This is a genomic window from Dryocola sp. LX212, from assembly GCA_041504365.1.
Lineage (GTDB): Bacteria > Pseudomonadota > Gammaproteobacteria > Enterobacterales > Enterobacteriaceae > Dryocola.
Genome location: CP167917.1, coordinates 3,398,843 through 3,418,924 on the forward strand (window position 1 = coordinate 3,398,843; position 20,082 = coordinate 3,418,924).

Annotated in this window: 18 protein-coding genes; 3 read left to right on the top strand and 15 right to left on the bottom strand. The window is 56.6% G+C overall.

Annotation, left to right across the window (positions count from 1 at the left end):
• The gene (locus tag ACA108_16420) at window positions 1-4,968 is read right to left on the bottom strand and encodes an alpha-2-macroglobulin (protein ID XEX94939.1); all 4,968 of its coding nucleotides are present in this window, start codon (window positions 4,966-4,968) and stop codon (window positions 1-3) included.
• Window positions 4,969-5,216: 248 nt separating this feature from the next.
• On the opposite strand from ACA108_16420, the gene sseA reads away from it, so the two are divergent.
• Window positions 5,217-6,059 carry a 3-mercaptopyruvate sulfurtransferase gene (gene sseA / locus ACA108_16425; protein XEX94940.1) on the top strand — a complete coding sequence of 281 codons (843 nt, stop codon included), beginning with the start codon at window positions 5,217-5,219 and terminating at the stop codon, window positions 6,057-6,059.
• A gap of 39 nt (window positions 6,060-6,098) precedes the next feature.
• On the opposite strand, the gene sseB is transcribed toward sseA, so the two are convergent.
• From sseB to trmJ, 11 genes are all read right to left on the bottom strand, one after another.
• Window positions 6,099-6,875, bottom strand: a complete 777-nt coding sequence (sseB, locus tag ACA108_16430) for an enhanced serine sensitivity protein SseB (GenBank protein ID XEX94941.1) — start codon at window positions 6,873-6,875, stop codon at window positions 6,099-6,101.
• Window positions 6,876-6,984: 109 nt separating this feature from the next.
• Window positions 6,985-8,271: an aminopeptidase PepB gene (gene pepB, locus ACA108_16435; GenBank protein ID XEX94942.1), complete on the bottom strand. Its 1,287-nt coding sequence runs from the start codon at window positions 8,269-8,271 to the stop codon at window positions 6,985-6,987.
• Window positions 8,272-8,344: 73 nt separating this feature from the next.
• Window positions 8,345-8,545 (bottom strand): Fe-S cluster assembly protein IscX, encoded by a 201-nt coding sequence (iscX, locus tag ACA108_16440; protein ID XEX94943.1) that lies wholly within the window; start codon window positions 8,543-8,545, stop codon window positions 8,345-8,347.
• A 10-nt stretch (window positions 8,546-8,555) separates the two neighbouring features.
• On the bottom strand, window positions 8,556-8,891 hold the full coding sequence (gene fdx / locus ACA108_16445; GenBank protein ID XEX94944.1) for an ISC system 2Fe-2S type ferredoxin: 336 nt from the start codon (window positions 8,889-8,891) through the stop codon (window positions 8,556-8,558).
• Between the two features lies 1 nt (window position 8,892).
• Complete coding sequence (gene hscA, locus ACA108_16450) at window positions 8,893-10,743, bottom strand: Fe-S protein assembly chaperone HscA (GenBank protein ID XEX94945.1); 1,851 nt, start codon at window positions 10,741-10,743, stop codon at window positions 8,893-8,895.
• A 12-nt stretch (window positions 10,744-10,755) separates the two neighbouring features.
• The gene (hscB, locus tag ACA108_16455) at window positions 10,756-11,271 is read right to left on the bottom strand and encodes a co-chaperone HscB (protein ID XEX98138.1); all 516 of its coding nucleotides are present in this window, start codon (window positions 11,269-11,271) and stop codon (window positions 10,756-10,758) included.
• Window positions 11,272-11,333: 62 nt separating this feature from the next.
• Entirely contained in the window at window positions 11,334-11,657 is a 324-nt protein-coding gene (iscA, locus tag ACA108_16460) for an iron-sulfur cluster assembly protein IscA (protein XEX94946.1), read from the bottom strand.
• Between the two features lie 24 nt (window positions 11,658-11,681).
• Window positions 11,682-12,068 carry a Fe-S cluster assembly scaffold IscU gene (iscU, locus tag ACA108_16465; GenBank protein XEX94947.1) on the bottom strand — a complete coding sequence of 129 codons (387 nt, stop codon included), beginning with the start codon at window positions 12,066-12,068 and terminating at the stop codon, window positions 11,682-11,684.
• A 31-nt stretch (window positions 12,069-12,099) separates the two neighbouring features.
• Window positions 12,100-13,314 (bottom strand): IscS subfamily cysteine desulfurase, encoded by a 1,215-nt coding sequence (locus ACA108_16470; protein XEX94948.1) that lies wholly within the window; start codon window positions 13,312-13,314, stop codon window positions 12,100-12,102.
• A 118-nt stretch (window positions 13,315-13,432) separates the two neighbouring features.
• Entirely contained in the window at window positions 13,433-13,921 is a 489-nt protein-coding gene (iscR, locus tag ACA108_16475) for a Fe-S cluster assembly transcriptional regulator IscR (GenBank protein XEX94949.1), read from the bottom strand.
• A 130-nt stretch (window positions 13,922-14,051) separates the two neighbouring features.
• Window positions 14,052-14,783 (bottom strand): tRNA (cytosine(32)/uridine(32)-2'-O)-methyltransferase TrmJ, encoded by a 732-nt coding sequence (gene trmJ, locus ACA108_16480; protein XEX94950.1) that lies wholly within the window; start codon window positions 14,781-14,783, stop codon window positions 14,052-14,054.
• A gap of 131 nt (window positions 14,784-14,914) precedes the next feature.
• Between trmJ and suhB the strand changes: the two genes are divergently transcribed.
• Window positions 14,915-15,718: an inositol-1-monophosphatase gene (gene suhB, locus ACA108_16485; protein XEX98139.1), complete on the top strand. Its 804-nt coding sequence runs from the start codon at window positions 14,915-14,917 to the stop codon at window positions 15,716-15,718.
• A gap of 75 nt (window positions 15,719-15,793) precedes the next feature.
• Here suhB and ACA108_16490 read toward each other — a convergent pair whose 3' ends face one another.
• Window positions 15,794-16,774 carry a nickel/cobalt transporter gene (locus ACA108_16490; protein ID XEX94951.1) on the bottom strand — a complete coding sequence of 327 codons (981 nt, stop codon included), beginning with the start codon at window positions 16,772-16,774 and terminating at the stop codon, window positions 15,794-15,796.
• Window positions 16,765-17,412 (bottom strand): DUF1007 family protein, encoded by a 648-nt coding sequence (locus tag ACA108_16495; GenBank protein XEX94952.1) that lies wholly within the window; start codon window positions 17,410-17,412, stop codon window positions 16,765-16,767. Before ACA108_16495 ends, ACA108_16490 begins: the two co-directional genes overlap by 10 nt.
• A 125-nt stretch (window positions 17,413-17,537) precedes the next feature.
• Between ACA108_16495 and csiE the strand changes: the two genes are divergently transcribed.
• Window positions 17,538-18,818 (top strand): stationary phase inducible protein CsiE, encoded by a 1,281-nt coding sequence (gene csiE, locus ACA108_16500; protein XEX94953.1) that lies wholly within the window; start codon window positions 17,538-17,540, stop codon window positions 18,816-18,818.
• Between the two features lie 71 nt (window positions 18,819-18,889).
• On the opposite strand, the gene ACA108_16505 is transcribed toward csiE, so the two are convergent.
• On the bottom strand, window positions 18,890-20,020 hold the full coding sequence (locus ACA108_16505) for a 3-phenylpropionate MFS transporter (GenBank protein XEX94954.1): 1,131 nt from the start codon (window positions 20,018-20,020) through the stop codon (window positions 18,890-18,892).
• Window positions 20,021-20,082 lie beyond the last annotated feature (62 nt).

A 20,082-nucleotide genomic window follows, 5' to 3' on the forward strand; every position in this document is an offset into this window, starting at 1 on the left:
TTACGGCAGAACCGTCAAAACACCAGCGCCGACACCCGTTGCCCGCCACTGCGGTATATACATGGATTCCACCTGCGGCACAGGAATGGTATAGCTACCCGGCGTAACGGCGCGGGCCAGATAGACCAGGGTGGCATGCTGACCTTCATTCAACGGGAGTGCGGCAACAAAGCGATCGTCACGGAACTCCATGTGCTGGATATCCGCCTGCTGCATCTGGTTCAGCAGCCCCTGCACCTCGTTGCTGCTTTCGCCCAGGCTGGCGCTGCTGTTGGCAAGGTTCTGGTTCTCAAGCTCCAGACCGGCAGGCAGCAGATCGACGACCAGCGCATCCGGCACGTTTTTATCAGCCCATACGTCCAGCCAGACCATTACCAGCTCACCGCTCTTCAGCGCAGAAACAGGTTTAGCGTTGCCTTTGGCGTCCAGGAAATGACGCTCAACGTGCAGGACGTTACTGTAAGGCTGCGGAGCGCTCTGTGGATAACCCACTGTATCAAGCCGCAGATAGAGATTTGCCGCGCCGGTATTGGTCACCTGCAGGGCAGAAAGGCGATCCGCATCCAGATTACGGGTCATGCTTTTTTCCGCTTTTAGCGGATCGCTACTGAATGAAGTCTGAGCCTGCCAGTCGCCTTTCGCCATTTGCCAGTTACGACCGGCAAGGAACAGCGAGTTGCTTTCCTGAGTGGAGAGCCAGCGCTGGCTGTAGGCCAGATCCGACAGCGTCTGCAGCAGCTGGTTTTGCTGTTCCGGCATCAGCTTGTTCTCTTCCAGCAGGCTTAGCATCATCGCTTTATCCCGAAGGTCGCTACCGTAGTCCGCCATCCAGATACGCCGGTCGTCACGTTTGGTTTGCAGCCCCAGCGTCAGGGCCTGCTGGCTGCGCGGTGCATCGCCCATCAGTTTTAACGCCACGCCAAGCTGCACCAGCGGCAGGCCTGCTTTTGCGGTTTCATGATGCTGCCACAGCTCACGCAGTGCCCCCAACGGCGCTTTTTGCTGACGAGCGAGCACCAGACCCGCATAGGCCTGCACGGCAAACTTACTGGCTGCCGTATCGTCGCTGTAACGTAGGGCAATCAGCCCCGGATCCTGAAGATAACGCAGCAGCCGCTGGTTGGCATTGTTCAGCGCATCGCTGTTAACGCTGTAACCCTGCTCGCCTGCCCGTACAAGGAAGTCGGTGACATAGGCGGTCAGCCAGTACTCTTCCGGACCTTCTTTGTCCCACAGGCCAAAGCCTCCGTTGTCTCGCTGCATGTCCAGCAGGCGCCCGATCCCCACGTCGATAGCGCCACGGCGCTGCTCGTCGTTGATGCCTTCAATACCCAATGCGGTAAGCTGGGCTCGATTGGTATAAAGCGACGGGAACAGCCCGCTGGTAGTCTGCTCCAGGCAACCATAGGGATAGGCTTTAAGCTCACGAATATAGCGGGCCAGGTTAAGAGGCGGACGACCGCTTAGCAGAAGCTGGCCTTCCAGCGTTTTCGGAGCCAGGCCTGAAAGATGCCCAGCTGAAATATTCCAGACCTCACCCGGTGCAAGAACCGCCCCGCTGTTTACCGTCTGGGCCGGGAAGGCCGGACGGACGCCCAGCTTCCACTGTTTCACCTGTGGCACGATGGTTTCACCCGGCAGGTTAAGACCGGTTATCTCCGCGCTTAGCTCCCCGTCACCATAGCCCTCCAGCGCACGCACTGGAATAAAGAGGGTTGAACGAGCCCCCGGCGCTAACTTCACAGGGAGTGAAGATGAAGCATCAAGAGAGAGTAAACCGCTGGCTTTAAGATTCACCGTAAGCTGCTGTGGTAAATCCGTCAGGTTAGTCAGATCCAGCGCCAGACGGCTGTTATCGCCACCCGCCATAAAGCGCGGCGCGGCGAGTTCTGTCACCAGCGGAGCGGCAACGATCACTTTGTCTTCACTGCTGCCAAAACGATCGTCCGTCCAGGCCTGCGCCATCACGCGCAGTTCACCGTTGAAATCACCAATCGGTAGGGTGACCGTTCCCTCACCTTTATCATCCAGCATCACCGGCTGCGCCTGCTGGACAATAATTGTGACGTGGTTAACCGGCTTCTTACCACCACGGCTTAACTCATCGCCTTCGTCGCCGTCACCACCAAAGCGAAGCGTTGCCAGCTTGCCCTCACCTTCAATTACCTGACCATAAATATCGTAGAGATCGGCGCCGTAACGTTTGCGGCCAAAGAATGCCTCCCACGGATCGGGCGTCTTATAATCGGTAATACTCAGCACGCCGCTGTCCACAGCAGAAAGCAGCACGTTGATTTTCTTCGGCGTCTCGCCGTTTTTCACGTTTGCCTTCACCTTCATCGTCAGCGTCTGGTTCGGGCGCATCTTCGCCGGCCCCTTCAGGGCGATATCGAGGCGGCGGCCTTCATCACCCAACGGCAGATGCAGAATGCCTACGGCGCGCTTCGGCGTAGCGGCACGGTTTTTATCGCCGGGACGAACGACCAGCGTACTCAGGTATAAATCATGACGCTGCCAGCTTTTATCGACCGGGATCGAGATGTCCAGGCCTTCTGCCGGGACATCAATTTCTTTCCACCACAGTGGGCCATCACTGGACTCAACCATCGCATAGCCCTTGCCTGCAGCAGGTGCTGCGATGTGCAGCTTGATGGTATCGCCCGGCTTGTAGGCAGGCTTGTCTATTTTCAGCACCACGCGGTCAGGACGAACCGAGCCTGTACCTTCGCTGTTATCCTGCCAGCTGTAGCCAGCCCAGAAGCGCACGCTGCTGACTATCTCGCTGTCAGGAGCACGTACCTCAAGGCGATACGATCCCCATTCGACCGGGAAAGAGACCCTGCCCGTTTCCCCGGCGGCGAGATCGACCTTTTGCTCGGCTTCAACCAGATCTTTTTGATCGTACTGGGACTGCCAGCCCTGTCCATCTTCCCAGTTCCAGAAATAGTCGCGGCGCTCGCGGATCAAACGTACATCAAGACCTGAAGCTGCAAGTTTCTCTCCTTTCGCATTGGTAAAGACGATATCAAAGCCAGCGTTGCTGTCTTCATCAACAATTGGTTGGGTGCGGGTGGTGTCAGTGCGATAGTCATAAACCTCTTTGCTGGCAAACTGAGGACGAATGCCCGGCAGTGCGTCCGCCGGCCAGATTGCCTGCTCCGCGCGGCGAGTGACGGGACGACCACCGGATTCCAGCAGGCTTGCCTGGAATACCAGACGCAGCGGCGAATGAACATCGGCCCATTGGCTCTCCGTACTGACCGTGGTATTCCCCTGCTCATCGAGCTGCAGCTGAACCTCATCGAGGCTGCGGGAAAGATTCTCTTCGTTGATATCACCGAACTGGAAGCCAGGCAGTCCCGCAACGGCTTCACGCAGCGGACGCAGGAACAGCTGTCCCTGCAGGCTGTTGCCCGCGGCTGGCGCACCGTAGAGATAACGGCCGTTCACCTGGAAGGCAACGGCTTCGTCAGGGGCCGTCGGCTGCTGGCCGCTGGTGATGTTGAGCGCCATACGCTCCGGCATAAAATCTTCAACTTTAAATGCCCAACTGCGTGGTTGGTTGTCGCCAGTATTGACCCTGACCTGCCAGTTGCCCGTCTGAACGTCGCTGCCCAGCGGATAAGAGAACTGAAAGAGGCCATTTTCTGGCTGCCAGACCTGAGTTCTTGTTACCTGCCCGTCCGGTTTTACGACCTCCAGTTTTACCGGTTGGGCAGGCAAAGGCTTACCGTCACCGTCGCGCAGCAGCGCGTTTAAAATTACCGTTTCGCCAGGGCGATACAGATCGCGTGGGCCAAACATGAAGAATTGTTTGCTGTAGCCCTCTTCCCCGGCGATATCAAACTCCGCCAGGTCCAGTGCCGGACGGCTCAGATCCAGCAGCGTGGTCTGTTCACCGCTACGGGCCAGCAACAGTACGCCCTTGTTTATTTTTTCAAGCAAAGCGTGCCCGTCACCGTCGCTTTTGGCCTGCGCAACCGTCTGACCTTTTTCATTAAGAAGGGTGAGATCCACCGCTGACTGCGCGCCACCGTTCTCCAGGCTTTGGGTGAAGACATCCAGACGATCGTGATAGCGATGTAAAGAAACCCCCACGTCACTCAAAGTGAAGAGCGTAGCGGCGTTGCTGTAGCTGTAGCGCCCCGCTTCATTCATGACGGCCAGGTAAACACCCGGTTGCTGCAGCGGCTTAATTTCCCCGAGCGGCAACATGATTTTTTCACGAGTGTTTCGCTGGGGGTTGAGGTCGAATCGCCCGCTATAAACCAGATCGGCAAGTTTCAGCAGATTGTCTGACTCCCAGTTGGACATCGCGTTGCGGTATTCCCACTGGCTGACAAACGAGGTAAGCGATTCGTTTTTAATACGGTAGAAATTCACGTCCACCTTGTCGACGTTCAGCGCCATGACGGGCAGACCGGCGATTACTTTTGTGGGCAACAGCGAACCACGGCTGGCAAAGCCAACGCTTGGCTGGATATCGCGCGTGGAAATTTGCTTTTCAACGTTGCTATCAAAGGTGTTTTTATTCAGTGCGGCCAGCCCGCTGTCGACGGTCAGCATCAGATTACGCTTCGGCTGGAGATGCCGCATACGCAGTTCTTTCAAATTCTCCGAAAGCTCCCAGGCGCCGTCAACTTTGCCGCTGGTTTTGTCCACCAGGTGTACTACACGAGAAAAATTCTGATCGGGATTGAGTGGCACGGAAAAACTCAGCACCAGGGCGCTTGCCCCGTCAAGCTGAACTTCCGAGGCATCCAGCAGCTTTAGCGGCTTACCGGCAGAGAGTTGAGAAAGCTTTTCAAGCTGTGCGGCATCAGGTTTCTTAGCAGGGGCTACACTTTGCTTTTCAGTCGCAGCTGGAGGTGCTGTGGTCGCCTCAGGAGTGCTTTTATCATCACATCCTCCCAGCGCTAAAGCCGCCAATAAAGCCGCCGCGAGGCCAACTAAACGCATGTTTCTCATTTCGTATCCCTGGCCATAGCGGCCTACAATCCCAGAACGTAGGGAAAGTATTATGCGCGAAGCAGGAAAAAGCGAAAGCATAAAAGCCGCCCAATGCGGGATGTCTCGCAAACAGAAAAGTAACGGATGCAAATGGCAGAAAACTTACTTCAGAACTTCGAGTTATCTCGCGTGCCGGGCGATGCGCGCTTGTCGGTTTGGTAAAAAGCGCCGACAATCCAAAGGTGCAAAATAATTCGGAGGCAACTATGTCCACCTCTTACTTCGTTGCGGGCGACTGGCTCGCAGAACATATTTTTGATGCCGATATCCAGGTACTTGACGCCCGTATGCTCCCTCCCGGTGAAGAGCACAGGGATATAGTGAATGAATACCGGGCGGGCCATTTACCCGGTGCGGTATTTTTTGATATTGAAGCGCTGTCCGATCACACAAGTCCGCTGCCGCACATGATGCCACGCCCGGAAGCTTTCGCCGTTGCCATGCGCGAACTGGGGGTGAACAGTGATAAGCATCTGATAGTTTATGACGAGGGTAACCTGTTCTCTGCGCCGCGAGCCTGGTGGATGCTGCGTAGCTTCGGCGTTGAGAACGTGTCGATTCTGGCAGGGGGTCTGGCTGACTGGAAGCGTGAAGAGTTCCCACTCCAGCAGGGCAATGTCGAACTGCCTGAAGGCGAGTTCGAGGTCAATTTTGATCCGCTGACGATCAAACGCCTGACGGATGTCCTGCTGGTCAGCCACGAAGGCACAGCCCAGCTGGTAGATGCCCGCCCGGCTGCCCGTTTCAATGCGCAAATGGATGAACCGCGCCCGGGTTTAAAACGCGGGCACATTCCCGGCGCGCTCAACGTGCCATGGGTCGATCTGGTCGAGAATGGCCAGTTAAAAACCACGGATGAGCTGAGTGAAATTTTCGAGCGCCAGGGCGTGAGCTTTGAGAAGCCGATTATTGCCAGCTGCGGCTCCGGCGTCACCGCTGCCGTGGTCGTACTGGCACTGACCACGCTGGGTGTAAACGGCGTCTCGCTGTATGACGGTTCGTGGAGCGAATGGGGCGCGCGTTCCGACCTTCCCGTCGAACCCGCGTAAGCAGTTACCCCCTCACTTTTAGGGAGAGGGGGTAACTTGTCAGATTATACGGTTCGTTTTGAAGTCGCGCAGGAAGCTACCCCAGCGGCGTTCGTAGAACGGGGTGATATGAGCCATCATAAAGTGGCTAATCCCCTTCTCGCCTTCAGCAACCAGACAAATATCTACCGGCTCATCACCCGGTAAGGTGTCCGTCGCCACGCTACCCGTCTGGCGGATAATCGCATCGACATCGCCGTCGGCCTCAATTCCAATCAGCAGGTTCGGCTGCTCGTCGGCCTGCTCCTTAATAGAGCACAGAAAGGCCCGCTTCACCGTTTTCAGGCTTTTGAACAGCGTGGTCAGCGATTCCACCATCTGCGCTGGCGGCTCGGCAACTTCTGAAAGCAGCAGGGAGGCACCGCCTTCGAGGATTTCCTGCTGGCTCAGCGGGTCACCTTCGCTGCTAATCAAGTGGCTGATTTCACGCGGGGTAAACTCTTTGCCCGTTGGCAGTTTGGCGTTCAGGAACAGCGTCTCGCCGATGGTCATTTCAAACAGGGTACGCACAGGCATCGCCACGAAGGCCTGCTCGTGGCTGATGGCCTCCTGTAATGCTTGTACAGAGGTGAAAAAAGGGATAACGGAGGTGCCGTCTTCTTTTTCCCAGTGCTGTAATTCAACCGCGCTATCTGCATCTATCGCCTCGCCTTCGGCCGCTTCGCCCGGCACCCAGACGGTGGACTCCAGCAGTACCCGGAAGAACGCCGGACGATGCGCTGGCTCGGTTGCCGCCTGCTCCAGCAGGGTTTCAAGTTCGTTTTTTGGTTCTGACATTGTGGTTCCAGGAAAAGCATAAGTTGTAGGGTGAACAGGCGTATTGCCTTCCACCACTTATCTGATAAAGCGGCGGATAGCGCATGCTTATCCGCCCTACAAAAAGGTGTTATTTACTCGTCAACAGGTTAGCAATTGCACGCACGCCCAGGCCGGTTGCGCCCGCTGACCATTGCTCTACCGCGCCTTTGCGATAGGTTGCGGAGCAGTCCACGTGCAGCCAGCCCTGATGGTAATTTTCCACGAAGTGGGAAAGGAAACCTGCTGCTGTGCTGGCACCCGCCGGGAAGGAGGCGTTGGAGGTGTTATTCAGCTCGGCAAAGTTAGACGGCAGCTGGTTGCGGTGGAACTCAGCGAGCGGCAGACGCCAGAACGGTTCGTTCTCCTGCGCAGCGCTCGCCATCAGGCTGTTTACCAGACCGTCATCGAAGCTGAACAGCGCATGATAGTCGTTGCCCAGCGCGGTTTTCGCCGCCCCCGTTAGGGTTGCACAGTCGATGATCAGCTCTGGTTTTTGCGCGCTGGCGTCAATCAGGCCATCGGCCAGTACCAGACGGCCTTCCGCATCGGTATTCATCACCTCAACGGTTTTACCGTTGCGGTATTTGATGATGTCGCCAAGCTTAAAGGCGTTGCCGCTGACCATGTTGTCCGCGCAGCACAGGTAAAGCTTCACGCGCTTGTTCAGACCGCGAGTAATCGCGAACGCCAGTGCCCCGGTGATAGTAGCCGCGCCGCCCATATCGGACTTCATGGAGTCCATGAATGCGCTTTGCTTCATGCTGTAACCGCCGGAGTCAAAGGTAATGCCTTTGCCGACCAGGGCCGCGAAGACCGGCGCTTCAGGGTTGCCCGTCGGATTGTAATCCAGCGCCAGCAGAACCGGCGGACGCTCTGATCCACGACCCACGGTGTGGATACCCATATAGTTCTGCTCGCGCAGATCTTCGCCCTTCGTGATGCGGTAAGAAACCCGATCGCAGGCTACGTCGCAAAGCAGATCGACCGTGCGCGATGCCAGCTGCTCAGGCCCAAGCTCTTCCGCCGGTGCGTTGATAGTGTTACGTACCCAGTCGATGATTTTCAGACGGTTATCCAGCTCTTTCTGGTCAGCGTCACTCAGCTGTGCCCACTCAACTTTACGAGTGCCTTTTGGCGCACGGTAGCCCTGCCAGAATGCCCAGCTTTTCTCTACGTCCCAGCCCTCACCCGCCAGCTGAACGTGCTTCAGGCCCTGGCCGTCGATTTTGCGCGCGGCGCGCTGAATTAACCCTAAGTCGTCTTTGCCGTTCAGGTGCAGGGTAATGCCTTCGTCATTAATACTGTAAGCGGCTTTTTCACCCCAGCGCGCATCGGCAGGCGCGGTGGAAAGCGTGATTTTCATGGCTTCAGACATGTTGTTTTCCTTATATTTTTTTAGCACATGCACAATATGAAACGGGCCGCCTGAGGCAGCCCGCTTGGTTCAACTATTCTGCTTCATCTAACCAGACTAACAGAATCGCTTCCAGAATTTTTTCATTGGATGCGTTCGGGTCGTCGTCAAAATCTTCCAGATCGCATACCCACTGATGAAGATCGGTGAAGCGCACAGTTTTCGGATCGAGATCCGGGCGGCTGTCGTACAGCGCTTCGCCGATTTCACGGCTGTCGGTCCATTTCAGTCCCATTAAGCCCCCTTTAGTGCTCGCGCGCGTGGTTGATGGTGTAGCGCGGCATCTCAACAACCAGGTCTTCGTCAGTGACGCGAGCCTGGCAGCTCAGGCGGCTTTCCGGCTCGAGACCCCAGGCCTTATCGAGCATGTCGTCTTCATCCTCCGTGCTTTCCGCAAGGGAGTCGAAGCCTTCACGCACAACGCAGTGGCAGGTGGTGCAGGCGCAGGATTTCTCACAGGCGTGTTCAATCTCGATACCGTTGCGCAGGGCTACGTCAAGAATGGTCTCACCGACATTCGCTTCCAGAACTGCGCCATCCGGACAAAGGTCCTGATGAGGCAGAAAAACAATCTTTGGCATGTTAAACCTCGTCCACGGAGTGGCCTTTCAGCGCTTTACGGATCGATTGATCCATACGGCGAGCGGCGAAATCCTGGGTTTGTTTGTCTACGTTTTTAATGGCTTGTTCGATCGCATCGGTGTCGTCACCTGCGGCGGCCGCGCTAAGCGCAACCATCGCGGCGTCGATTTCCGAGCGCTCTGCGGCGCTTAACAGCGCGGCATCCGTGGCTAACGCGCCCTGCAGGCTTTCCAGCACGCGGGCCGCGTCGACTTTTTGCTCCGCGAGCATGCGCGCTTTCACGTCATGCTCGGCAAAACTCATGGAGTCCTGAATCATGGTGGCGATTTCGCCATCGCTCAGGCCGTAAGAAGGTTTCACCTGGATAGACGCTTCCACGCCGGTGGATTTCTCCATCGCCGTTACGCTCAGCAGGCCATCCGCATCCACCTGGAAGGTGACACGGATATGCGCACCGCCCGCAGGCATCGCCGGGATGCCACGCAGCGTAAAGCGAGCCAGAGAACGGCAGTCCTGCACCAGTTCACGCTCACCCTGTAAAACCTGAATCGACATTGCGGTCTGGCCGTCTTTGAAGGTCGTGAAGTCCTGCGCGCGCGCCACCGGGATCGTGGTATTACGCGGGATCACTTTTTCAACCAGCCCGCCCATTGTTTCCAGGCCAAGCGACAGAGGAATGACGTCCAGCAGCAGCATTTCGCTGTCCGGCTTGTTGCCGACCAGGATATCAGCCTGGATAGCCGCGCCGATGGCGACAACTTTATCCGGGTCGATTGACGTCAGCGGCGTGCGGCCAAAGAACTCACCCACGCGTTCGCGCACCAGCGGTACGCGGGTTGAACCGCCAACCATCACTACTTCCAGCACTTCCCCGGCTTCCACTGCGGCATCTTTCAGCGCACGGCGGCAGGCCAGCAAAGTACGTTTAACCAGGGCCGCAATCAGCTCGTTGAACTGTTCGCGCGTCACGGAGCCTTTCCAGCCTGCGACCTCAACGGGAGCGCTTTCTGCATCGCTGAGGGCAATTTTGGCGGCAATCGCTGCGTCCAGTAACTGACGCTGTACGCGATCGTCGCTGCGGTCGGCAACGCCGGCCTGCTCTCGCAGCCAGTCCGCGAGCAGATGGTCGAAGTCGTCGCCGCCCAGCGCGGAATCGCCGCCGGTAGCCAGCACTTCGAACACTCCACGGCTTAAGCGCAGAATAGAAATATCAAATGTGCCGCCGCCCAAATCATAGACCGCGATAACACCTTCTTTGCCGGAATCCAGGCCGTAGGCAATGGCCGCTGCGGTAGGCTCGTTCAGCAGACGCAATACGTGCAGGCCAGCCAGACGCGCGGCGTCTTTAGTGCCCTGGCGCTGTGCGTCATCGAAGTAAGCAGGAACAGTAATCACTACGCCATCCAGCTCGCCTTCCAGCGCTTCGGTCGCGCGCAGGGAAAGCGCCTTGAGGATATCGGCGGAAATTCGGATTGGGTTTAATAGGCCAGCAGGCGTGGCGATCATCGGCAAACCGTTTTCGCTAGCCTGCAGCTTATAGGGCAGATGGGGATAGCGCGTCTGGATATCGGCCAGCGAGCGACCCATCAGGCGCTTAACGGAGCTGATGGTGTTAGCCGGATCTGCTGCCGCTTGCGCACGCGCGTCCCAGCCGACGTTCAGGCCGTCCTGCTGATAGTGGACGACTGAAGGTAACAGATGGCGCCCTTCGCGGTCCGCCAGCGTTTCCGCCTGACCACTGCGCACGGTGGCCACCAGGGAATTGGTGGTGCCTAAGTCGATGCCCGCCGCCAGTTTACGCTGGTGCGGCGCGGCGCTCAGGCCGGGCTCACTGATTTGTAATAACGCCATTTTAGCTTCCAGTTAAAAATCGAGCAGCTTTTCTTCGAGTTGTTCTATTTGGCTGCGCAGTTTATCGAGAAAACGGAGTTTACGCACTGTATCCGCCGCCTGCGTCCAGTCCTGAGCATCAAGCTGCTGTACCATTTGTTCGCTGCGGGCTTTCACCATGCGGTTAACATTGGTGGCAAAGGACTCAAGACGGTCAGCCGCTTTTGCCTGCTCAATATTATCAAGCTCTTCGCGCAGTTCGAGCTGCTCCATCAAAAAAGCAGTATCGCGCACGGTATGCTGCTCGTTAGCGAGGTCAAAACCATTGAGGGAGAGAATATACTCGGCGCGTAGCAGCGGGTGGCGCAGCGTTTGCCAGGCCTGGTTGATGGTGGCAGATTGTTGCACCGCCAACAGCTGTTCCGCCTGAGGGCGGCTGGCATATTTATCCGGATGGAACTGGCGCTGCAGCTCCTGGTAACGGGCAGCCAGCAGTTCGCGATCGACGGTGTATCCTGCCGGTAACCCAAAGAGGGTAAAGTAATCCATAACAGACTCGGGGTTAACGTGGTAAAGCGTCATCCCCCACCTTGGTGGGGGATGAGCTGGAGTCAGACGTGGAAGCTTTCGCCGCAGCCGCACTCATCCTTCACGTTCGGGTTGGTAAACTTGAACCCTTCGTTGAGGCCTTCTTTTACGAAGTCGAGCACGGTGCCGTCCAAAAATTGCAGGCTTTTACCATCGACGACCACTTTCACGCCTTTGTCTTCGAACACGGTGTCATCCACCATTGGTTCATCAACAAATTCGAGGACATAAGCCATACCAGAACAGCCGGATGTGCGCACACCTAAACGCAGGCCAAACCCTTTACCGCGGTTGGCAAGAAAGGCATTCACACGAGCGGCAGCACTGTCGCTAAGGGTAATCGACATACAACAACCTCAATTCAACAATGATTATTTCGCTTCACGCTTGGTTTTATAATCCGCGATAGCCGCTTTGATGGCGTCTTCCGCAAGGATCGAGCAGTGAATTTTTACCGGCGGCAGTTCGAGCTCGTCTGCGATATCGGTGTTTTTGATCGCCTGCGCTTCGTCCAGAGATTTGCCTTTTACCCACTCGGTAACGAGGGAGCTTGAGGCAATCGCCGAGCCGCAACCATAGGTTTTAAAGCGCGCGTCTTCGATGATACCGTCATTGTTGACTTTGATCTGCAACTTCATTACGTCGCCACAGGCTGGTGCACCCACCATGCCGGACCCGACGCTGTCGTCGTTGTTATCGAACGAGCCCACGTTGCGTGGATTCTCATAGTGATCAATTACTTTTTCGCTGTAAGCCATTTTTTACTTCTCCTGAATCCGATACCGACGATTAGTGGTGAGCCCATTCGATGGAATTAATATCCACGCCCTGCTTAAACATTTCCCACAGCGGAGAAAGGTCGCGCAAACGGCCAATGGATTTACGTACCAGCTCGATGGTGTAGTCGATCTCTTCTTCGGTCGTGAAACGGCCCAAAGAGAAACGGATGGAGCTGTGAGCAAGCTCGTCACTCATACCCAGCGCACGCAGCACGTAAGACGGCTCAAGGCTTGCAGAGGTACAGGCGGAACCGGAAGAAACCGCAAGGTCCTTCAGCGCCATGATCAAAGACTCGCCTTCAACGTAGTTAAAGCTCACGTTAAGGATATTCGGTGCGCCCTGCTCCAGGTCGCCGTTCAGGTAAACTTCTTCCATATCTTTCACGCCGTTCCACAGACGGTTACGCAGCGTGCGCAGACGGGCCATTTCTGACTCCATCTCTTCTTTTGCGATACGGTAAGCTTCACCCATGCCGACGATCTGGTGAACAGGCAAAGTACCTGAACGCATACCGCGCTCGTGGCCGCCACCGTGGATCTGGGATTCGATACGGATACGCGGCTTGCGGCGAACGTACAGCGCGCCGATGCCTTTAGGCCCGTAAATTTTGTGACCGGAGAAGGACATCAAATCGACTTTCAGCTCGCCAAGATTGATAGGCAGTTTGCCTACGCTCTGGGTCGCATCCACGTGGAAGATAATGCCACGCGCACGACACATTTCGCCGATTGTCGCGATATCCTGCACCACGCCGATTTCGTTGTTTACGTGCATGATGGACACCAGAATAGTGTCGTCACGCATTGCCGCTTCCAGGGCCTTCAGGTCAACGATGCCGTTGCTCTGTGGCGCAAGGTAAGTCACCTCGAAACCTTCGCGCTCAAGCTGGCGGCAGGTATCAAGGACGGCCTTGTGTTCGGTTTTAACGGTAATGATGTGCTTGCCTTTCTTCTGGTAGAAGTTAGCAGCACCTTTGATAGCCAGGTTATCAGATTCCGTTGCGCCTGAGGTGAAGACGATTTCACGCGGGTCAGCGCCCACCAGGTCTGCGATTTGGTTACGAGCGATATCAACCGCTTCTTCTGCCTGCCACCCAAAACGGTGGGAGCGGGAAGCCGGGTTACCGAAGGTTCCATCCATCGTCAAAAACTGCATCATCTTCTGCGCAACACGCGGATCGACAGGCGTGGTTGCAGAATAGTCGAGATAAATCGGTAATTTCATTGCTCTTAAGCTCCGTACATCACTTCAATACGAAGAATCAGGCTTAAAAGGGTGCAGCCATTTTTAGAAGGGGCGGATAAACACCCCTGACCTGATTCTAAAATTCTTTGCTTTCTGCTTATGCGCGCAGTTTGACGTCAATAGCGTCCTGAGAACGTGAACTACGATGGTTTTCGTTATGCTGACGGCCAGAAACATCCAGAACTTCCTGGTTATTAACCAGTTCACCCAGGGTGATGTTGTTCAGGAAGCCGGTAAGACGGTCGCTCAGGTCGCGCCACAGCGCGTGAGTCAGGCATTTATCGCCGCCCTGGCATCCGCCTTTACCCTGACAACGGGTGGCATCCACGGATTCGTCTACCGCACTGATGACTTCACCAACCGCGATGCTGCCTGCATCTTTCCCTAACAGATAACCGCCGCCCGGGCCACGTACGCTGGCAACAAGGCCATTTTTACGCAGGCGGGAGAACAGTTGCTCCAGATAGGAGAGCGAAATTCCCTGACGCTCAGAAATATCAGCCAACGGTACCGGACCCGATTCGGAGTTCAAAGCAACATCCAGCATTGCGGTCACGGCATAGCGCCCTTTCGATGTCAGTCTCATGTCTTACTTAACCTCAGATAGCCCCTCGAGCCGGGGGTTTTTCAAAAATGTGATTGTCACATAGCAGGGCGCAAGTCTGACATTCCCGAGTAAAATGGTCAACTATTTAACCTAGTAATTTACTCAAGTATTATTTGCTCGATTTTTTGTCGCTTTCGATAGAGGAAAGCATGCCGCGCAGGATGTTAAGTTCCTGACTTTCCGGGCGAGCGCGGGTAAACATGCGGCGAAGTCGGCTCATCACCTGGCCTGGATGGTTTGGCTTAATAAAGCCGGTATTTTGCATTACCTGCTCCAGATGGCCGTAGAAACGCTCTAAATCATCCACCAGCGGATACTCAACAATTTCGGCTTCCGGCTCGTCTTTTTCCTGAGAGTCCAGCCACGCAATACGAACCTCATAAGCGAGGATCTGCACCGCCATCGCGAGGTTTAGCGAGCTATATTCCGGATTAGCCTGGATCGCGACATGATAATGACACTTTTGCAGCTCGTCGTTGGTTAAGCCGACACGCTCGCGGCCAAACACGATGGCAACCGGGGAGTTTTTCGCTTCGGAGATGCTTTGCAGGCCACATTCGCGAGGATTAAGCATCGGCCACGGCAGCGTGCGGGAACGCGCGCTGGTGCCCACCACGAGGCTACAGCCTGCCAGCGCTTCGTCCAGGGTATCCACGATTTTCGCATCGCCGATGACGTCGCTGGCGCCGGCCGCAAGGGCGATAGCCTGGGAGTCAGGCTTCACCAGCGGGTTAACCAGCCACAGGTTTGTTAGTCCCATCGTTTTCATTGCACGGGCGACGGAGCCCATGTTGCCGGTGTGGGAAGTCTCGACCAGCACAATACGTACGTTATCCAGCATGCTCAATTCATAGTCCAGGAAGAATATCGCGATATCGTATCATATCCCTGGGACATAATCCGAACGCTCTGCTATACTGCGCCCCGTTTTCCGTTCTTTAACATCCAGTGAGAGAGATACCGATGGGATCATTGCACCCGCTGCTCAACATCGCCGTGCGCGCTGCGCGCAAGGCCGGTAATTTAATTACCAAAAACTACGAAACCCCGGACGCTGTTGAAGCGAGCCAGAAGGGTAGCAACGATTTCGTGACTAACGTCGATCGTGACGCCGAGCGTCTGATCATCGAAATCATCCGCAAATCCTACCCGAACCACACCATTATCGCCGAAGAGTCCGGCGAATTAGCGGGTAGCGAGCCGGATGTACAATGGGTTATCGATCCTCTGGATGGCACCACCAACTTCATTAAACGTCTGCCGCACTTCGCGGTCTCCATCGCCGTTCGCGTTAAAGGCCGTACCGAAGTCGCTGTGGTTTATGACCCAATGCGTAACGAGCTGTTCACTGCCGTTCGCGGTCAGGGCGCACAGCTGAACGGTTACCGTCTGCGCGGCAGCACTGCCCGCGACCTGGACGGCACCATCCTGGCGACCGGCTTCCCGTTCAAAGCCAAGCAGCACGCCACTCCTTATATGAATATCCTCGGCAAACTGTTCACCCAGTGTGCAGACTTCCGCCGCACCGGTTCCGCAGCGCTTGACCTGGCCTACGTTGCCGCTGGACGCGTAGACGGCTACTTTGAGATCGGCCTGAAGCCGTGGGATTTTGCAGCAGGCGAACTTATTGCTCGTGAATCCGGCAGCCTGGTCTGTGATTTCACCGGTGGCCACAACCACCTGCTGACGGGCAACATCGTTGCGGGTAACCCACGCGTCGTAAAAGCAATGCTTGCTTCTATGCGTGAAGAGCTGAGCGAAGCGCTGAAGCGCTAATCTCGGTTTGCTTCCCGCCCTGCAGCGGCTTCGGCTGTTGCAGGGCGGATAAGCACGGCGTCGTCCGCCAAAACTTCAGAAAGGCCTTATCCCCCGCACCACAGGTTGAGCACTCAGCCACATCACCACCGCCGCCGCAATCAGAACCAGACTTCCTGCTAATGCAAGCGTTGCCCAGCCAACCTGCCGCCACGATACCGGCGCCTTATTGCCGCTTATCTTCACCGCAAATCTGCGAAAGCTGTGCACCAGCAGCGCAAGCCCGGAAATCGTTATCGAGGTGCCCGCCGCCATTGCCAGCGCCGACAGTACTCCCCAGCTAAATACGCCAATTACCTTGCTGAACAGCAGCACCATAATCGCCCCGGAGCACGGACGCAGGCCCATAGAAAGCACGATCGTCAGGCGCGCCCGCCAGTCCTCTCCGGCTGCCAGCTGCTGCTCCGTTGGCAGATGCTGATGGCCGCAGCCGCAGTTTTCGTGGTGGACGTGCTGCGGCGTAAAAGAAGTAAACTTCGGCCGACCCAGCGCCTGACGTAATTTTTTCAACGCCCGCAGAGCAAGCATCAGCCCGAGCACGCCTACCAGCAGATAGCTCCCCTTTTCCAGCCAGAAGCTGCTCATATGCAGCTGCCGCGAAGGCAGCTGTAAAACGCCCAGCACCACCGTCACCAGCGCGATCGCCACCAGCCCCTGCAATAGCGAAGCTGCAAACGTCAGGTTAAGGCTGCTTCTCAGCCGGGAAGGATGGGTAGCAAGCCAGGTAGTAATCACAATTTTGCCATGCCCCGGCCCAAGCGCGTGAAGCACGCCGTAGACAAAGCTGAACAAAAGCAAAGACCAGCCCGCCCGTGCCGGGTTTTCCGCAACCTGCCGCAGCAGGCCGCTTAGCTGCTGATTAATGGTTTTCTGCCACGCGGCGCTATTGAGCAGGATCTGCGGCCAGAAGTGCCAGAGCGCGTAAAGTCCTGCCGCGCTAATAAGCAAAAATAGCGCCAGCGGCCACAGGTGGAGCCAGCGGCGAGAGGTCGATTTCGAAGAAAGCATTACTGACATTGGAGAGTTACCTGCTGGGCAAACTGCTTGCCCAGTTCCATATCTTCCGGCGGCGCATCGGCCTTATCCAGCGACAGGGCAAACGCCTGCATATCCTGGGTTGGCCGCGGCGTTTTGACGGCGATTTTACAGCCTGAGGTTAACTCGTCGCTCAGGCGGGCGTCCGTCGGTTTGTCATAGCTCATATCAACAAAATAGGTGGGGTCGAACGTTGAGAAAGTATAGGTCTGCCCTTTCAGCGGCTGCGGATGCGCCAGCGGCAGCACGAAAGTCAGCACCGCCTGATGGTCGACATCCTTCAGGCTATATTCCGTGGGGAGATTGTTGAATTTCACCTTTTCGCCGTTGTGCCAGAACTCGGTGAAGTAGTGCTGACCCAGCACGTTAGCCATGACTTCTGCGGCCAGCTTCTTCCAGACGGGGGAGTCCGGCTTCGCGTCCCCTGCGTCATACAGTAGATCCGCTGAAGTAATTTCATCCATCGTCCAGACCATTTTCAGGCCTGTCATCTGGCCCTTATCCGCCATCACTGTAGTGACCAGCGAAATGAAGCTGTGCGGGTGTGCCAGCGCAGCGGGCGTCAAGAGCGCCGAAGCCAGCATGATTGTCCCTTTCGCCCAACCCGTTTTCACGTGCATATAACCCTTAGATCGAAAATTCTGTGAGCCAGTCAAGATTACGTAATTAAAAACCCCTGCCGCTACGATCTCCTGCAAAAGCTTTAGCTATTCTTAGCAATACTCAATTTAACTGGACCTGACGGATGATGACACTGCTCTCCCCACCACCATCTGTGCTCTCCAGTCCGCAGCGACGCTGCCATCTGCTGCTGATGCTTTACCTGCCGGGCCTGACGGTAACGCCGGAGATTCTGGCCAGGATTAACGGGGTGGACAGTAATGTATCCCTGCAAGATATAGCCGACACGGGTGATGAAATCCAGCGTTATCACCGCCTGGCTATGATCACCGAGCCTGATGGCAGCTACCGGATTGATGGCACCGCGCTTGACCGCCGCCTGTGTTTGCTTCATTGGCTGCGACGGGGGCTGCGGCTTTGCCCGCATTTTGTTCAGCAGCACTTTGCCCCGACGCTGAAAGAGCAGCTCAGAAAGCAAGGCATCACCAAAGCGCTGTATGACGAAACCAATCTGCAGGCGCTGGTCAGCCTCTGCTCGCGGCGTCTGCAGCGCCAGTTTGACAGCCGGGACATGCAGTTCCTGAGCCTGTTTTTGCAGTACTGCCTTCATCAGCATCAGCTAGGCGTCACGCCGGAGTTTAATGACCGGCAGCGGGAGTGGACGCGAGCACGCCCGGAGTTTCTGGCCGCGCAGGAAATCGCCCGCCACTGGACCCGCCGCGTTCGCCAGCCTGCACATGAAGACGAACAGCTCTTCTTAGCCCTGCTGTTCCAGATGCTGCGCATGCCGGACCCCGTTCGCGATAACCATGAACAGGATTTACGCCTGCGGGCGGCTATTTCGCAGACCATCGCCCGCTTTCGCGAGCTGGCCGGCATGTCCTTCAGCGATGATCAGGGGCTGAGCGACCAGCTCTATATTCACCTGGCCCAGGCGCTTGACCGCAACCTGTTTTTCATCGGCATCGACAACAGCCTGCCGGAGGAGATCACGCGCCTCTATCCTAAGCTGATGCGCACGACTCGCGAGGCGTTCAGCCAGTTTGAAGCTGATTACGGCGTGCGGTTTTCCGATGAGGAGATTGGTCTGGTGGCGGTAATTTTTGGCGCGTGGCTGATGCAGGAGAACGATTTGCAGGAGAAGCAGGTGCTGCTGCTGACGGGGAATAATCTTGAGCTGGAGCAGCAGATAGAGCAGCAGCTGCGTGAACTGACGCTTTTGCCGCTGAATATCAAACACCTGACGGTACACGGTTTTCAGAAAGGGGGCGCGCCGAAGGAAGTGGTTCTGGTTATAACGCCTTACTCCACCAGCCTGCCGCTCTATTCACCGCCGCTGCTGCACGCCACGCTGCCGCTTGGGGAACATATGCAGCAGCGTATCCGTGAGATCCTTGAAGGTTAAACGTCGGATGGCGCTTGCGCTTATCCGACCTACGGTTGGGCATACGCAGGAGAGATAAGCGCCATCCCCCGTTAGTTTACCTTCGGACGCAGCACCAGCGCGGGTAGCGCCACCAGCGCCATAATCCAGAACATCCCCCCCTGCATATGCTGGTACAGGAAGCCGGAGAACATCGTCATCACGGCGATGCCGCCGCCCATCGCCACCGCGGAATAGACCGCCTGCAAACGAATCACCTCGTTGCCCTGCCGCGCCGAGATATAACGCATGGCGGCAAGGTGGCAGACGGTGAAGCTGCCGCAGTGGAGGATTTGCGCCACCAGCAGCCACGGCAGCTCTGTCGTCCAGCCCATCAGGCTCCAGCGGATAATGCCCGCCACGCCCGACAGCAGCAGCAGGTCGCGCGCGCTCCAGCGGCGGAACAGCTTGTTGCTCAGCGCAAAGATAACGATTTCTGCGACCACGCCCAGCGACCACAGATAGCCCACGGTTGAAGCTGAATAGCCAGCCCCCTGCCAGTAGATTGCACTGAAACCATAATAGGCCGCATGCGCGCCCTGCAGCAGCGAGACGCAGGCCAGGAAGCGCCATGAGCTGAGCACCAGCGTCTTCCACGCCTGCCAGCCCGCCGTCTCTTTGTGGCGCGCCTCTCCCTGCGGCATCACCGAAGGCCGCAGCATCATGCCAATCAGCATTGACGCAACCCCTACGCTCAGCAGCACCAGTATCGCCTGGTAGCTGAACATGCTGACCAGCTTGCCGGTCATCGCCGAGCCAATCACGAAGGCCAGCGAGCCCCACAGGCGCACCCGCCCATAATCCATGGTGATTTGCTTCTGCCAGGTTCCGGCGAGTGCATCCGTAAGGGGCACCAACGGCGAGAAAAAGAGGTTAAAGCCAACCATCACCACCAGCAGCCAGGTCGCGGTCTGGCCGAACCAGAAGGCGGCAGCAAAGAGTAAGGTGAGAAGCGCGAGGAGGCGTAAAGCAAAAACAAGTCGGGAGGGGTCGGTAACGCGGGGGGCTAACAGCAAACTACCAAGGAAACGAGCGATTAAACCAGCGCCCAGCAGCAGCCCTATCGTCTCGGGCGGAAGCCCTATCCCGGCCAGCCAGACGCTCCAGAATGGCAGGAAAATACCGTAGCTAAAGAAGTAGGTAAAGTAACCGAGCGCCAGCCAGCGCGTTGAATGCAAACTCATGATCCCTCCCGTTTTCGTGGCGCTAGTTTGGGGGAGAGCTGTAAAGCTTGCAAGCAATCATT

What these genes read in the sequence shown, in the direction of transcription:
- ACA108_16420 (XEX94939.1), bottom strand. Translation starts at nt 4,968, where the DNA reads ATGAGAAACATGCGTTTAGTTGGCCTCGCGGCGGCTTTATTGGCGGCT.
- sseA (XEX94940.1), top strand. Translation starts at nt 5,217, where the DNA reads ATGTCCACCTCTTACTTCGTTGCGGGCGACTGGCTCGCAGAACATATT.
- sseB (XEX94941.1), bottom strand. Translation starts at nt 6,875, where the DNA reads ATGTCAGAACCAAAAAACGAACTTGAAACCCTGCTGGAGCAGGCGGCA.
- pepB (XEX94942.1), bottom strand. Translation starts at nt 8,271, where the DNA reads ATGTCTGAAGCCATGAAAATCACGCTTTCCACCGCGCCTGCCGATGCG.
- iscX (XEX94943.1), bottom strand. Translation starts at nt 8,545, where the DNA reads ATGGGACTGAAATGGACCGACAGCCGTGAAATCGGCGAAGCGCTGTAC.
- fdx (XEX94944.1), bottom strand. Translation starts at nt 8,891, where the DNA reads ATGCCAAAGATTGTTTTTCTGCCTCATCAGGACCTTTGTCCGGATGGC.
- hscA (XEX94945.1), bottom strand. Translation starts at nt 10,743, where the DNA reads ATGGCGTTATTACAAATCAGTGAGCCCGGCCTGAGCGCCGCGCCGCAC.
- hscB (XEX98138.1), bottom strand. Translation starts at nt 11,271, where the DNA reads ATGGATTACTTTACCCTCTTTGGGTTACCGGCAGGATACACCGTCGAT.
- iscA (XEX94946.1), bottom strand. Translation starts at nt 11,657, where the DNA reads ATGTCGATTACCCTTAGCGACAGTGCTGCCGCTCGTGTGAATGCCTTT.
- iscU (XEX94947.1), bottom strand. Translation starts at nt 12,068, where the DNA reads ATGGCTTACAGCGAAAAAGTAATTGATCACTATGAGAATCCACGCAAC.
- ACA108_16470 (XEX94948.1), bottom strand. Translation starts at nt 13,314, where the DNA reads ATGAAATTACCGATTTATCTCGACTATTCTGCAACCACGCCTGTCGAT.
- iscR (XEX94949.1), bottom strand. Translation starts at nt 13,921, where the DNA reads ATGAGACTGACATCGAAAGGGCGCTATGCCGTGACCGCAATGCTGGAT.
- trmJ (XEX94950.1), bottom strand. Translation starts at nt 14,783, where the DNA reads ATGCTGGATAACGTACGTATTGTGCTGGTCGAGACTTCCCACACCGGC.
- ACA108_16490 (XEX94951.1), bottom strand. Translation starts at nt 16,774, where the DNA reads ATGTCAGTAATGCTTTCTTCGAAATCGACCTCTCGCCGCTGGCTCCAC.
- ACA108_16495 (XEX94952.1), bottom strand. Translation starts at nt 17,412, where the DNA reads ATGCACGTGAAAACGGGTTGGGCGAAAGGGACAATCATGCTGGCTTCG.
- csiE (XEX94953.1), top strand. Translation starts at nt 17,538, where the DNA reads ATGATGACACTGCTCTCCCCACCACCATCTGTGCTCTCCAGTCCGCAG.
- ACA108_16505 (XEX94954.1), bottom strand. Translation starts at nt 20,020, where the DNA reads ATGAGTTTGCATTCAACGCGCTGGCTGGCGCTCGGTTACTTTACCTAC.